Origin of the sequence: Granulicella aggregans (genome assembly GCF_014203275.1) — a bacterium.
GTDB lineage: Bacteria > Acidobacteriota > Terriglobia > Terriglobales > Acidobacteriaceae > Edaphobacter.
On record NZ_JACHIP010000008.1, the window covers coordinates 1 to 13,613 of the forward strand.

Genomic DNA, 13,613 nt, shown 5'->3' on the forward strand with positions numbered 1-13,613 from the left:
CTGCGCCTCAATCAACGCCCACGCAAGACGTTGGATTTTGAAACTCCAGCTAGTAAACTCCATGCCAGTGTTGCATCGACCGGTTGAGACCGCCGTGCTTACGGGGAACAGTGCTGATCACGTTAAAAACGTTTCAATCGTGAGCGCGCCGATCACGGGCATCCACGTAGCACGCTGATACGCGCTTCGGCTTTGAGAGGCCCATCTTGTACGGAATGGCCTCACTCGTCTAAGGCAGCCTCCGCTCAGTTCTGTCGAGTCCTCAGCAGCTGCGACTCTCGGTTGGAGAGGACACCTGATGCAGTGCGGCGGAGACTCCCATACATCGGCAGGTAACTAATGCGACACAGGGCGGGTCTGCATCTGTTGATGACAGGATTGTCATTTTCGGTCTTAGAGTGGTCCGAACGCACAAAATATCATTGATTAAGGCATCGCCGGGAACAGCGTCTGCGCCCCGGGCAGGCGAGAAGAGTGACGCTGCCCAAATGCGGCGAGTGCCAGCGTCCGCAAGGAGGAGCGGGTGTGGGTTGTTCTCTTGCCAATCTGGTGCGCCGTGAATAAAATCCCGGGAGTCGGCCGAAAGCCGGGTGTTGCGCAGAGTAGTTCATTGCCCAGAGGTTCAGCCATGCCGCATCGGATACTGCTTGTAGAAGACGACCCAGTTCAAAGAACCCTCTTAAAAGAGATTCTTGCTTTAGAGCGGATATCTGTAACCTGTGTAGGCGATGGCGGAGGGGCCGCACACGAACTGCGGTCGAATATACCCGATCTCGTACTTCTCGATGTCAATATTCCAGATGGCAATGGATTTGAGATCTGCCGCTCCCTGAAGGCCAATCCTGAAACCCAACTTATACCGGTTGTGCTACTCACCGGTTTCGCAGAATCGGATGACCGGGTCCGTGGAATTGAGGCCGGCGCAGACGACTTCCTGACTAAGCCAATCGACCCGATCGAGCTCAAGGCGCGCGTCAGAAGCCTGCTGAAGAGAAAGGAATATACCGATGAGCTAGACAGTGCGGAACATGTACTGATGGCTCTTGGCGCCACTATCGAAGAAAAGGATCCGTATACAAAGGGTCATTGTGAGCGGATCTCGTTGCTGTCCGTTCAGCTGGGAAAGAAATTAGGCTTAGGGAGAGAGGAACTCCGAGCCTTGAAAATTGCCGGAACGTTACATGACATTGGCAAAGTAATCGTTCCGGATTCGATTCTTCTTAAACCGGGTCCCCTCGACTTTCATGAGTGGTCAATTATGCGCCGACATGCCGAGGCTGGGGAGCGTATCTGTAAACCGTTGCGATCAATTCAGTTGGTGCTCCCCATCGTCCGTCATCACCATGAGAAGCAGGATGGAAGTGGCTACCCGGATGGGCTCGCCGGGGCCGAGATACCCTTGCTTGCTTCCGTCATGCAGTTAGTTGACGTCTACGACGCTTTGACTACTGACCGCCCCTATCGAGCGGCATTGAGCGTCTCGAGAGCATTGACGCAGATGAATATCGAGGTGGAAAACGGCTGGTGGAATGCAGAGTTGTTCCGCGTCTTCGCTGCACTCATGCTGGAGGAGGCATATCCGACCAGCAGGCCCGCCGTTCCCAATAGGGATGACCGGATGAGCGCATGACCACACAATCTCGTAGACCTCCACCAAACGGGGCGCTAACGATCGATGGACTTTCTGTCTCGCCAAAGATAATGAACGCGGAGACTTCGGAGGGAGGCGTCATGATTACGTTTGATGAGGGGAGTTCGGTCATCTTTTCCTCATCGCTTTTATACGAGATTTATCTCGAGGCTCAAAGACTACAAGAGTTTCAGGATATCCATTGACCACTAAAGATGATTCATAGTTCGTCCTTGCTGCTGGGAAGACTTATCGATCATTAATTCGTTTCATTGTTCGTGCCGCGGTGCGTCAGCCGGCGAAGCTCTTTGGCTAACTCCAATACTTGTTCCACGAGGTCGCCTCATGAAAGGCATTATTTTCAACTTGCTGGAAGAAGTTATAGTCAGTCACTACGATGAAGACACATGGGAGCGGCTGCTTTTAGCTACTGGCCTTGACGGAGCCTACACCTCATTAGGTAGTTATCCTGATCGAGATCTAGACGGGCTGGTCTCTTCCGCTGCGCTGACCCTCGGACTGACACCCTTCGAAGTCCTGCGCTGGTTCGGACAGCAGGCCATTCCACGGTTGTATAGCCGCTACCCTGGATTCTTCGCATCGCAGCCTTCAACACGGTCTTTCCTCTTGAGCGTCAATAGCATCATTCATCCTGAGGTTCGCAAAGTGTATCCCGGCGCGCAGGTTCCCACCTTCGAGTTTAGCGATGACCCGGGCGGCGGCCTGCTGATGGGATATCGATCGCCGCGACGACTATGCGCTCTGGCGCAGGGATTCACCGAAGGAGCGGCAACGCACTACGGCGAGACAGTTCAGTTCGAACACAGAGAGTGCATGCACAAAGGAGATGAGCGCTGCCTATGTCACATCCTGTTCTCATCTGACCGGAGTCATTGAATGTTCCCACCGGATGAAGAAAAGCTCATCGAAGAGGTGAGGAAGCTCAAAAAACGCCTGGCACGGGAGCGGGCAGCCCGTCTGGAAGCAGAGTCCATCGCGGAACATGGCCTGCGCCAGCTCTACGAAAAGAAAGAGCAGCTTCAACTCTTGGGTGCTGTCGCTGTTGCGGCCAACGAATCAGCCACCGTCGACGAACTACTTCAACTCACACTGAACAAGATCTGCGCTACGTCGCGCTGGCAATTAGGTCATGCGTACCTTGTCAGGCAAAAGGGCAATGAATTCCATTTAATCTCTTCAGGAATCTGGTCGGAGATTAATTGTGGATGGATGGAAGAATTTCAGCTTGCAACCCGAGTGATTGAGAAGCCAGTAATGGGCGGATTGCCAGATCGCACACTAACCATGGGCGAACCTATCTGGGTCGCGGACACGACTGAAGATACCGGATACCCTGAATCGGAGATGAGGCGACTGGAGGGAACCAAGTCGGCGTTCGCCATTCCCGTGCGTGCTGGTGACCAGGTTGCAGCTGTGCTGGAATTTGTCTCAGAGCAATTTATCGCCCTCGACGAATTCTTCCTTCAATTGATGGCCCAGATCGCTACTCAAATAGGGCGTCTTCTCGACAGAAAGCGCGCAGAAAGTCAGTTGATACACGATGCCTCTCATGATTCCCTGACCAAGTTGCCGAATCGGGCGCTGTTCATGGATCGATTGACACGAGCGCTGGCACGTAACAAGAGGATTCCTCACGTATCTTTCGCTGTTCTGTTCATTGACCTCGATCGATTCAAGATGGTGAATGATACGTTAGGACACAACGCTGGTGACGAACTGCTGATCCAGGTCGTCGCGCGTATATCGGCAGCGCTGCGGCATGAGGAGATGATCGCTCGGTGCGGTGCGGACGAGGAAGGGAACCGTGAAACTCTTGCGCGGCTAGGAGGCGACGAATTCACGGTTCTCTTGGACGAGATTCGTGATCCTAGTCAAGCACTCAGGGTTGCAGATCGAATTCAGAAGACGCTGGCCGATTCGTTCCGGCTTGGAGGAAATGATGTATCTGTGTGCGCCAGCATCGGCATAGCCATAAGTGGAACTGCCTATGACACGCCATCTGAAATCATACGGGACGCAGATCTGGCGATGTATCGGGCTAAGTCCCTCGGAGGTTCCCGCTACGTCATATATGACGAAAGTATGCAGGCGCTCGGAGCTAGTCGGTTGCAGATGGAAACAGACTTGCGTAGCGCTTTGAAGAATGACGAGTTCGTGCTTCACTATCAACCGATTGTAGAGCTCAAGACTTCGGAGATAGTGGGGTTCGAAGCCCTTGTTCGTTGGCGCTCCCGACCCGATTCCGAATTAATCTATCCGGATCAATTCATCAAAATAGCTGAGGATTCTGGACTTATTGTGCCGATCGGAGCGTGGGTGCTGCGACAGGCCTGCTCGGTGATGTGCACCTTACAGCAAGAGTTTCCACGAGAGCGCCCTCTCACAATCAACGTCAACCTTTCGAGCCGACAGTTCTCTCAACTGGACTTAGTGCATCAGATTGGGCGCGTGGTCTCGGAGACATGTATTCTTCCTGGCACTCTCGGTCTGGAAATTACCGAGAGCGTAACAATGGATGATACGGATCGAACGGCCGCAGTTGTTGCCGAGTTAGCCTCTGCGGGTGTTCACGTCAGCATTGATGATTTTGGGACGGGCTTTTCTTCACTAAGCTATCTTCATCGGTTTCCCATCCATGTACTGAAGATAGACCGCTCCTTCACAGGCCGAATCGATTTCGACGCTGAGAGTCTGGCGATTGTGCGGACCATCGCGAACCTGGCTCGCGACCTCGGAATGGATGTGGTCGCCGAGGGTGTAGAAACAAAGGCTCAAGCGGCGCGCCTGAAATCCCTTGATTGTAAGTTCGGACAAGGATATTTCTATTCGCCACCTCTAGACGAAACGTCAGTCCGGCGGCTACTCCACTCTCAGGAGATGCCGATGCCGCATCCCAGGGCGAGATGAAGATCTGCGGCTAACACCCTAGTCCAGATCAGCGTGGATTGAGGCAGCCGAGCGGTTCCGCAAATGTAAATCGCCACCAACTTCCATCGCATCGAGCTTGTCAACGTAGACAAGTGAATCGAAGACAGACCTCCGAATCAACTTCAAGATATCCGTCCAGCCAGCAAGACTTCATGGGCAAGCGTCGCCGGCGAGCAGGCTGATGCGATGCAACCTGTTCTTGCCCATCCGTTTGCCTTGGTACATCGCGAGGTCGGCACGATGAGGACATGCAAGATTCCCAGACAGGCGACTAGTGGAATGTGGAGCTTTTTAAATCCAATCCATTGCGCATCCACCGTCCTTTGCCTCACATCCACTGGGATTGCCGAACCATTACAGCATGCCGATCGTTTTGAGCTTCGAGCAGTACACTTTCGCGTTGACGAAAAGCCACCGGCGAATCCCAAGGATTCGCCGGTGGGGGTTCAAGCGATGATAGGTTAGCGATCGGCGACGCCAGCTGTCTTGCCGTCGACAACGCCCGCACCCTCGATATCGGACCTACCCCACAGAGCGGTAGCGGCATCGGGCGTCCCACGGCCCCATAGCGCCGTAGAACCAGCGGGACCGCTGCGACCCCAGAGTGCGGTGAATCCGGACGGATCACTTCTGCCCCAGAGAGCTGTGCGTCCCCAGAGTGCCGTCTGTCCTCCTACGAAGGCGTTGGCTCCATAGAGAGACGACGCACCCCAGTCGCCCGACCTGCCCCAAAGAGCAGTGCGTCCCCAGAGCGCAGTCTGATCGACTACAAGATTCACCGTGCCCGTTGTGGGATCGAAGACTGCGACTGGAGACATCGCAGTTCCTGCAGAGACCGGAGGAGCATTTCCTGCCTGCAGATCTTTCAGAGCGGCTGCCAGATCCAGATAGCCAGCACCCACTGTAAACGCGTCGTAATTCGCGTTATAGACGATGCCGGTGTTTGGATCCGTGACGCTGCTGGTCTGTGGAAACTGGTTGTGAGCCGCATTGCGCATCAGCAGCGCCTTGACCTGATCAGGCGTCAGCGAAGGTGATGCCGAAAGAAGATCCGCAACAGCCCCGCTCACCACGGCCGTCGCCATGCTGGTTCCACTCAACGGGAAGTAGTCGCCAGAAGCCTTGGTTCCGTTTCCGTTCGTTTGGTAGAAGCTGTTGTAGGTTACGAGGGTGGGGTTTTGCGATTCGAGCGTTCCGCTATTTCCCATATTCAGGCTGATCACGAGATTGCCCGGAGCAACGATGTCAGGCTTTGCGATCTGGTCGATGAACGACGGCCCCTTTGAGCTGTAGCTCGCAATGATGTCGTCGCTGATTTGCGTGGTGCCATTGCTGTTCATCGCGCCGACCGTAATGACGTAGGGATCATTGCCGGGTGCGTTGACCGTGCCATAACCTTCGGGATTGAGGTTTAGGTCGCGTCCATCGTTGCCAGCAGCCACGACGACCACGATACCGGCCTTCCATGCCTGTTCCACTGCCTGGCAGAGAGGATCGAGGGTATAGCTCTCCCAGATGGGGCGACCCAGAGAGAGGTTCATCACTCGAATGCCGAGGATGTCCTTCAGCGCGATCGCCTGCTCAATCGCGGCGATCACGTCAGAGTCGTTGCCCTGGCCGTTCTGGTCCAACACGCGCAAGTCTACGAGGTTAGCGTTTGGGGCTGTCCCGTAAAACGTGCGATAGAAGTGATTGCCAGTTGATTGCTGACCGTTTCCTGCAATGAGACCGGCCACATGCGTTCCGTGACCATAGGCATCATCCGGCGTGTCGTACTGAACGGCTGGTTGTCCGAGCATTGTCACTGCTGCTGGCGCGGCCGGTGCCTTAGGCAGTTGAAGGTATGTCCCGGCGGCAGGCCACGCGATCAGACCGGCGGCCGCTGCTCCGGGGGGCGGTGGCAAGGTCGAAACCGATGAAGGGATAGGCGGTGCAGCGGGGCAGGCCTGCAGCGCTTTGTTCTGATCGGGGGCTGGGGCAGCCTTTGCCATTGCGCCCGTCACCTTCGTCACAAAGCTCTGCTGATATAGAAGGCGTTGTCCGGAAGCGCCAGGGGCCGCACCCAGGTCTGGCACGCTATGAATTCCGCTATCGACAACGGCTACCGCTATGCCCGTACCAATGAATCCCTGCTTCCAGGCGACTGGAGCATTGATTGGTTCCGTAGTGTACTGCGTGGTTGTGATGCAGATCGGAGCTGCACTCGAAGACGCCGCCGCCTGGCGCGGTGACATACGACGGTCAATTGAAATATAAGCAATGTTTGGATCGGCTGCGAGCTTCTCGAGTTCAGATTGGGTCACAGATGCAGCGTGCGCGTGAATGGAATGCAGGGTCGACTTTAGACTTGCACCGTGCGCACCAAGTTTTTTCTCTTCGTCCGAGCCTGGGTCTTTTTTGTATTGAATGATGACTTGGACGAGACTGCTCGCAGAGGCCTCGTCGGCGTCCTTTGAGATTTTGGGATTTCGAACATGGACCTGCGGAGTTTGGTTATTAGTGGCCGCAGCTTTAGAAGCTTGGCCTACCGTAGGCGGGATTGCCGATAAAAACAGACTCGCAGCTAGAAAATAATTCAAATGCTTCATGAAAATACCCAGTTATAGAGTGTGCCGACGACGATTTCAAATCGTTCTACCGGGGTCGGGCCGAACGAACGTCTCCACCTGATTAACAATGAACAGGCGAAAGGCTTCAGTCAGAACCTTAGAAGTCTCAATGTGGCAGTCACTATCCCACTAAAGTGGGAGAACGCTACGGCAACCATCCGCTCCCGGCCAGATTTGGGCAAATTATCCCCAACTGAGCTACTGGAGTGTCACCTAGGAGACGTAAGTATTTGAGTAGTGTCGCCCTAACGACAGGAGTGCCATGTCGTTTTGCTCTAGGGTCAAGGCTTTCTCTGTACTCTTCAGGAGAGGTAGGCGCAACGAATGGATTTACGCGAGCCCTCGAGCAGCCATGATCTTGTCGGGAGTTATCGGATACTCCCGTACCCTCTTACCCGTCGCGTTATAGATGGCATTCGCAACCGCAGCCGCGGCTCCGGTGATCCCGATCTCGCCAATACCGCGCGACCCGATGGGATTGAATTTTATGTCTGGGATGTTGAGCACCGTTACATCGATCGCCCCTATATCTGCGTTCACGGGAACGTGGTATTCGGCGAGGGATTCATTTACAACTCTGCCGTAGACCGGATCGATGTGCGCCTCCTCGTGCAATGCGAAAGAGATGCTCCAGACGATGCCGCCCACTAGCTGATTGAGTCCGGTCTTCTTGTTGAGCAAGGTTCCGATGTCATAGGTTCCGACAACTCTTCGCACCTTCACCATATGGGTATCTTTGTCGACTGCAACTTCAGCAAAGACCGCGCCCCACGAAGTCGAAGTCATGGAGTCTTTAGACTCCGACGGCTCCGCAGATCCCATAGCCTCGACAGGCTTGTTGCCGTTGCGTGCAATAAGATCCGCAAGGCTGTCCGCTTGAGAAGGATTGTTCTTGTTGAACAGCTTGCCTTCTTTGATCTCAATATCCAAGGTCTTCAGGCCGTGCAACGGTGAGGCTATATCGGCGATAGCCAGGTCGGCCAGTTTAAGCTTGAGTTGTGTGGTTGCGTCCTGGATGGCCGGCAGAACCGAAGCAGAAGACTGTGATCCGCCGGACACCGGGGCCTTTGGAAGCGTGGAATCACCTAGCTTCACCTCGACCAGGGAAGGATCGATGCCCAGGCCTGAGGCGGCCTGCTGCGCCATGATGGTGTAAGTCCCTGTGCCTAGATCCTGAGTGCCTGATCCCACAAACATCCTGCCGCCCGGTAGCATTCGCACGACAGCCTGCGCCGCACTTCTATTCGCGGGATACGTAGCAGTTGCCATGCCATAGCCGATCAAAGCATTGCCCTCAGTCACGCTTCCGGGCGTCGCACTCCGCTTCGACCATCCGAATCGCTCGGCCGCCTGCGAGTAGCACTCGCGGAGGTGCTTGTCTGTCCATGGGCGATCGTGGCTTGGATCGTTCTCGGCATAGTTCACCAGACGAAACTGCACAGGATCCATCTTCAGCTTCTCAGCGAGCTCATCCATAGCGATCTCGAGAGCCGCCGTTCCAGGAGCTTCTCCCGGTGCCCGCATGAACGTCGAAACGCCTAGATTCACCTCCACAACCTTCTCGGTCACGGAGTTCGATTCACTCATGTAGAGGTTCTTGGTCGGTCCAGCCGAATGTTCGGTGAAGTCTTCCATCGCCGAAGCATTCATGATGACGTCGTGTTGCATCGCAAGCAGCTTTCCATCGGCACTGGCACCAAGCTTGATCTTGTTGACCGTGGATGGACGCCCTCCCACAGGCCCGAACATCTGCTCGCGTTCGAGGACCAGTTTTACGGGGCGGCCGGTCGCCTTGGCGGCCATTGCGCAGAGCGGCACATGCGACCACATCGATCCCTTCGATCCGAAGCCGCCTCCCACCACAGGATTGATAACGCGGACATAGTCGACTGGAATGTCTAGTGTCTTCGCCAGCGACATCTTCACACCGGAGATGTACTGAGTCGCGTCGTAGACGTTCAGCTTCTCGCCCTCCCACCAGGCAATCGTGGCGTGCGGTTCCATCGGGTTGTGATGCTGAATCGGAGTTACGTAGGTCTGCTCGATGACCACCGCCGATTTGGCGAAGCCCGCTTGAACATCACCACGGTGATTGCCTGCCGGCTCTTTACCCGGGTTCTTCGGCCAGCGCGCATCACCCGGTCGCTCCCTGAAACTTACCTGTGCGGGCTTGGTGACGTACTTGATCGTCAGCAGTCGAGCCGCAGCCTTCGCCTCATTCAGTGATTTTGCTACGACGACCGCGATCGGCTGTCCGTTGTAGTGAACATCCTTATCCTGAAGCAGGCTGAGATTTCGCCGCGCGGGTGGCTGTGGCGGCCCCTGCGCGAGCTTCGGAGCATTGAAGGGCGTGAGAATCGCAATGACTCCGGGCGCAAGGTCAGCCGCGTAGCGATCGACCGATGCGATCGTTCCATTTGGAATAGTTGACTGCACAATGTAGGCGTACGCGAGGTTCGCTTTGGGGAAGGGTTGCGAAAACTCCGCAGCATACTTCGCCTTCCCGGTTACCTTGGCGATGCCTTCATAACGATGATCGAGTTGCTTTGCCGGTGTAGGCGCTGTGTCAGCCATCATGCCTGCGTCCCTTCTGACGTACCCTGCGTCTCGCTAGTACCCAAGGAGGCGAGCGTCAACGCGCGCACCACCCCTTGTTTGGCCATCTCAATCTTGAACGTGTTGTGCTCATAACCCTTTGCATCACGAAGCATGATCTCCGCCGCCCGTCGAAATACTTCGGGCGAAGTTGCTTTACCCGCAAGAGCCTTCTCAGCTTCCAAATTGCGCCACGGCTTATGCGCTACGCCGCCCAGCGCTAGGCCAGCGGACTTGATCGTATCGCCGTCCATCTCAAGACCAGCCGCCACGGAGATCAGCGCGAACGCATAACTGTTACGGTCGCGCGCCTTCAGGTAGTAGGCGTTTTTCGCGAATTTCGCAGGCGGCAGAGTGACGGCGATGATCAGCTCATCCGGCCTGAGTGCCGTCTCAATCCATGGAGTCGCACCCGGCAGCTTGTGAAAGTCGGCGAAAGAGATGGTTCGCTTACCCTTGGGCCCCTCGACTTCAATCTTTGCGCCGAGAGCCGCCATGGCGACATTCATATCCGAGGGATTCGTCGCGATGCAGCTTTCGCCGCTCGTCGATCCTTTGTCGGTTTGCCCCAGGACCGCGTGAATCCGGTTATACCCCTTGATTGCAGCGCATCCCGATCCCGGCGCACGCTTGTTGCAGGCCGGAAAGTTCACGTCAGTGAAGTAGTAGCATCGCGTCCGCTGCATCAGATTCCCGCCAGTTGTGGCCATGTTGCGCAACTGCGGCGAAGCGCCGCTAAGAAGCGCCTGCGAGAGCAGGGGATACTGCGTCTTGATCAGCGGATGATCGGCAAGATCGGAGTTCCGAACCAGAGCATCAATGATTACGCCGCCATCAGGATTCGCGACTACCTGCTTCAACTCGAGGTGGTTGATGTCAACCAGTGTGGATGGCGATTCAATCCCATACTTCATCAGGTCGACGAGGTTCGTTCCGCCTGCCAGAAACTTCGCACCTTTCGCCGCTCCAGCATGGATTGCGCCTTCGGGAGCAGACGCACGTTCGTAGTTGAATGACTTCATGCGGACGCTCCTACTACTGCGCGAACCGCAGCCACGATGTTGGGATAAGCTCCGCAGCGACAGATGTTGCCGCTCATGCGCTCCTTGATCTCGTCGTCCGTCATCTCTGGATGGTCGGACTTGCCGGTGTGCAGGCTCACAATGGAGAGCGCTCCCCGCTTGTGCTCTTCGATCGCTCCGACCGCCGAGCAAATCTGGCCCGGCGTGCAATATCCGCACTGGTAGCCGTCGTGTTCAAGAAACGCAGCCTGCATGGGATGGAGATCGCTGATCTCTTTAGGGTCGGCGTTCTTCGCCAACCCCTCGATTGTGGTGATCTCGGAACCTTCTGCGGCAAACGCCAGCGTCAGACAGGAATTCACCCGCCGTCCGTCGAGCAAGACGGTGCATGCCCCGCACTGCCCGTGGTCGCAGCCCTTCTTGCTGCCCGTTAGATCCATAGACTCGCGCAGAGCGTCGAGCAGGGAAGTACGTGGGTCAAGCGACAAACTCGCTGACTTTCCATTGACCTTCAAGGTGATCGCCTGAGTCTTCGACCCCGGCGTCTCTGCAGTCGAGACGCCCGGTAGTCCCGTAGCTATTCCGGCAGAGATCACACTCGCCGTCTGCATGAATCGGCGGCGACTCAGTTCAAAGTGCAATCCGCTCTTTTCAAGCTCTTTTTCTTCCTGTCCAAACTCTTCGCCATCAGGCTCACTACAGAAAGGAACACTCATCTCTGAACCCCACTCGACCATTAACAGCGTCTGTATCTGCTTAGCTCAAGTAGACGATCCCAAAACGACAAAGGATGCTTTCTGCTCACTAATCCAGTCGGCAATTCGCAACCGGATTCGAGCAACAATCCCTTCTCGATTCTCGGGCCAATCCCTGCCATAATTCGATGACCATTGGGGCTCCGTAACCGCGCGTCGAAGCTGTCTCCACTCGTACCCGATGTCTCCTCTCATCACGAATGCCAAATAGGCGACGATCAGCCAAGCCGCGACACCATAGAGTAACGGTTCATTGACGAGTCGACGGAAACTTTCGCCGTCATAAAAATCTTCACGCAGGAGCTTTTCGACCTCGGTGGAATCCACGCTTTCCACTGCGGTTCTTTCTATGCCCTTCCATCCTTGTTCAAGAGCAAAAGACGAGAGTTCCAAAGGGAGTTCACTCTCGCTTCCCTCGGTGACATCGGGGGCGAACAACCACTGTCTCTTACGCCCGGGAGCCGTTTCCAAGAGCCAGCGGATTTGAGTCTTGGCATCAGGCTGATTTGCGTGTTCGGAACTGTGCCAATATGCGATCAGATAATACCGTTTTAGTGGCGGAACTTCCCACCGTAACCAAGCCCAGAAGCCCAGTAATGGGAGGCATAGAAGGAGTACCAGGATCAGCGTGATCCGCCAGGGAAAGGCAAACCGAATGCGGGAGAGTTTCATTACGGCTTGTCCGTGGTTTTGGGACTGTTCCGGTGACGCCTTTGCGCCATGTAATCCTGTGCCCTCTGCTCCTTAATGGAGTCCGAATAGGCTGACATCTTGCGTAGATCGTCGGTCGTTAGTGGACCTTCCGACGCCTTGGCGAACAGATTCAGCATGAGCGAGCGCATCCCCATGATCTCAGCCAGTAGGATCGGATCCGTTTGCTCCGCTGCACCAGAACTCGCACGGGCGTGCGCAAGCGCCGCCTCGCGTAGCCATTCCGCCACCTTCTTACCGGCGTCGGCGGCCGCTGCCTCAACCGCACCGAACTCCGCGTCGGTGAGGCGGGTGGCAATGGATCGGGCACTGGACGTCTCGTTTATCGAGACCGTAGATGCCGACGGCGTAGCAGTTTCTCGCGGCTTGTCGTTAGCGGAGGCCATTCGATTTGCCACCTGGAACAGGTAGTCCCTTGATGCGCTTGGATGCTTCCACGGCGTTACCGGTTTCTGCAAACCGTCGCCGCTTGTACGAATGTTGTCCCCCAGCACCTACGTTTACAGCCGGAAACGAAAAAACTCAAGTAATTGAAAGCACACACGTTATCAATCGTGAACTTTGGGTAGCTTTGCAGTTCCCTATTGGGGATGACGTGTCAGCTTATACCCGCTCCAAAGCAGCGAACTTCTTTGATAACGGATGTCACACATCGCTACGTAACTTTGCTTCAGCGCCGATCCTTGAGGCACTAGCAAATCGGTTTCCCGTTTTTCCAGTTTCAGTGCGGCTCAAAGAAACGAATCACGAGGTATCTCGATAACCTGTGCGGGTGATACAGGCTGAATAGGTGACTCTGTTCATCGGGCGACTCGAATCCCTGCAATCCGTAACTTAGGAGTGGTCAATAACCGAGGTCTCGATTGAGCTTATGTTTTTTTGAGTTAATAAACAGTGTGCTGTACTGCTCAGATTAAAGAGGCTCGTAATGCGAGTGTCGAGGTAATGACCTTGGCAGAGTCTGTCAGCAGGCCTACAGATTAGCTGTCAAGCGCACATTCCGAAGCCGACAGTGACGCTAGGGTGAGACATTGAAGGGGACAAGCCTCACTCCTCCATCTTCCATGGCGAGCTCTCATCGGCGTAATGGCAGCGGTACGAACGGATGCACTTCTTTTGGATCGTAATTGGCAAAGCTCCAAGCGCCGCACATGTGCAAGTCAGAAGGATCTTCCAAATGAGAACGAATACCTCGATTACCGTTTCAATAATCATCGTCAGCTAGGCGGGCTCGCGGGTCTCACCTCTCTAACGATGGGAATTGGTCAAGACAAGGCGCTTGCAGCGACGAATAACCAGTCACAGATGAACCTAGCCCCGGAGACACCAGCAGCGAATGGCA

General features: G+C 55.3%; 10 protein-coding genes. 3 read left to right on the plus strand and 7 right to left on the minus strand.

The window, feature by feature from the left end; translation table 11 throughout:
• Positions 1-426: 426 nt before the first annotated feature.
• A complete protein-coding gene (locus HDF16_RS22455) occupies positions 427-630 on the minus strand; it encodes a hypothetical protein (RefSeq protein WP_184221866.1) in 204 nt (67 codons plus the stop codon).
• Between HDF16_RS22455 and HDF16_RS22460 the strand changes: the two genes are divergently transcribed.
• The 3 genes from HDF16_RS22460 (at position 629) to HDF16_RS22470 (ending at position 4,558) form a co-directional block, all read left to right on the plus strand.
• Complete coding sequence (locus HDF16_RS22460; RefSeq protein ID WP_184221868.1) at positions 629-1,630, plus strand: HD-GYP domain-containing protein; 1,002 nt, start codon at positions 629-631, stop codon at positions 1,628-1,630. The genes HDF16_RS22455 and HDF16_RS22460 overlap by 2 nt on opposite strands.
• A gap of 345 nt (positions 1,631-1,975) precedes the next feature.
• The gene (locus tag HDF16_RS22465) at positions 1,976-2,527 is read left to right on the plus strand and encodes a heme NO-binding domain-containing protein (RefSeq protein ID WP_184221870.1); all 552 of its coding nucleotides are present in this window, start codon (positions 1,976-1,978) and stop codon (positions 2,525-2,527) included.
• Complete coding sequence (locus tag HDF16_RS22470; protein ID WP_184221872.1) at positions 2,528-4,558, plus strand: putative bifunctional diguanylate cyclase/phosphodiesterase; 2,031 nt, start codon at positions 2,528-2,530, stop codon at positions 4,556-4,558.
• A gap of 482 nt (positions 4,559-5,040) precedes the next feature.
• Here the strand turns inward: HDF16_RS22470 and HDF16_RS22475 are convergent, their stop codons facing one another.
• From HDF16_RS22475 to HDF16_RS22500, 6 genes are all read right to left on the minus strand, one after another.
• A complete protein-coding gene (locus HDF16_RS22475) occupies positions 5,041-6,882 on the minus strand; it encodes a S8 family serine peptidase (RefSeq protein ID WP_184221874.1) in 1,842 nt (613 codons plus the stop codon).
• A gap of 636 nt (positions 6,883-7,518) precedes the next feature.
• Positions 7,519-9,765, minus strand: coding sequence for a xanthine dehydrogenase family protein molybdopterin-binding subunit (locus HDF16_RS22480; RefSeq protein ID WP_184221876.1), 2,247 nt, complete (start codon positions 9,763-9,765; stop codon positions 7,519-7,521).
• On the minus strand, positions 9,762-10,805 hold the full coding sequence (locus HDF16_RS22485) for an FAD binding domain-containing protein (protein ID WP_184221878.1): 1,044 nt from the start codon (positions 10,803-10,805) through the stop codon (positions 9,762-9,764). Before HDF16_RS22485 ends, HDF16_RS22480 begins: the two co-directional genes overlap by 4 nt.
• On the minus strand, positions 10,802-11,521 hold the full coding sequence (locus HDF16_RS22490; RefSeq protein ID WP_184221880.1) for a 2Fe-2S iron-sulfur cluster-binding protein: 720 nt from the start codon (positions 11,519-11,521) through the stop codon (positions 10,802-10,804). Before HDF16_RS22490 ends, HDF16_RS22485 begins: the two co-directional genes overlap by 4 nt.
• Before the next feature lie 45 nt (positions 11,522-11,566).
• A complete protein-coding gene (locus HDF16_RS22495; RefSeq protein ID WP_184221882.1) occupies positions 11,567-12,232 on the minus strand; it encodes a hypothetical protein in 666 nt (221 codons plus the stop codon).
• Positions 12,232-12,657, minus strand: coding sequence for a hypothetical protein (locus tag HDF16_RS22500; protein ID WP_184221884.1), 426 nt, complete (start codon positions 12,655-12,657; stop codon positions 12,232-12,234). The genes HDF16_RS22495 and HDF16_RS22500 overlap by 1 nt, the downstream gene beginning before the upstream one ends.
• Positions 12,658-13,613: the final 956 nt, after the last annotated feature.

Bases quoted from the DNA above. Each gene is read 5' to 3' on its own strand.
- HDF16_RS22480 (WP_184221876.1), bottom strand. From the start codon at position 9,765: ATGATGGCTGACACAGCGCCTACACCGGCAAAGCAACTCGATCATCGT.
- HDF16_RS22490 (WP_184221880.1), bottom strand. From the start codon at position 11,521: ATGAGTGTTCCTTTCTGTAGTGAGCCTGATGGCGAAGAGTTTGGACAG.
- HDF16_RS22455 (WP_184221866.1), bottom strand. From the start codon at position 630: ATGGCTGAACCTCTGGGCAATGAACTACTCTGCGCAACACCCGGCTTT.
- HDF16_RS22485 (WP_184221878.1), bottom strand. From the start codon at position 10,805: ATGAAGTCATTCAACTACGAACGTGCGTCTGCTCCCGAAGGCGCAATC.
- HDF16_RS22470 (WP_184221872.1), top strand. From the start codon at position 2,528: ATGTTCCCACCGGATGAAGAAAAGCTCATCGAAGAGGTGAGGAAGCTC.
- HDF16_RS22500 (WP_184221884.1), bottom strand. From the start codon at position 12,657: ATGGCCTCCGCTAACGACAAGCCGCGAGAAACTGCTACGCCGTCGGCA.
- HDF16_RS22465 (WP_184221870.1), top strand. From the start codon at position 1,976: ATGAAAGGCATTATTTTCAACTTGCTGGAAGAAGTTATAGTCAGTCAC.
- HDF16_RS22495 (WP_184221882.1), bottom strand. From the start codon at position 12,232: ATGAAACTCTCCCGCATTCGGTTTGCCTTTCCCTGGCGGATCACGCTG.
- HDF16_RS22460 (WP_184221868.1), top strand. From the start codon at position 629: ATGCCGCATCGGATACTGCTTGTAGAAGACGACCCAGTTCAAAGAACC.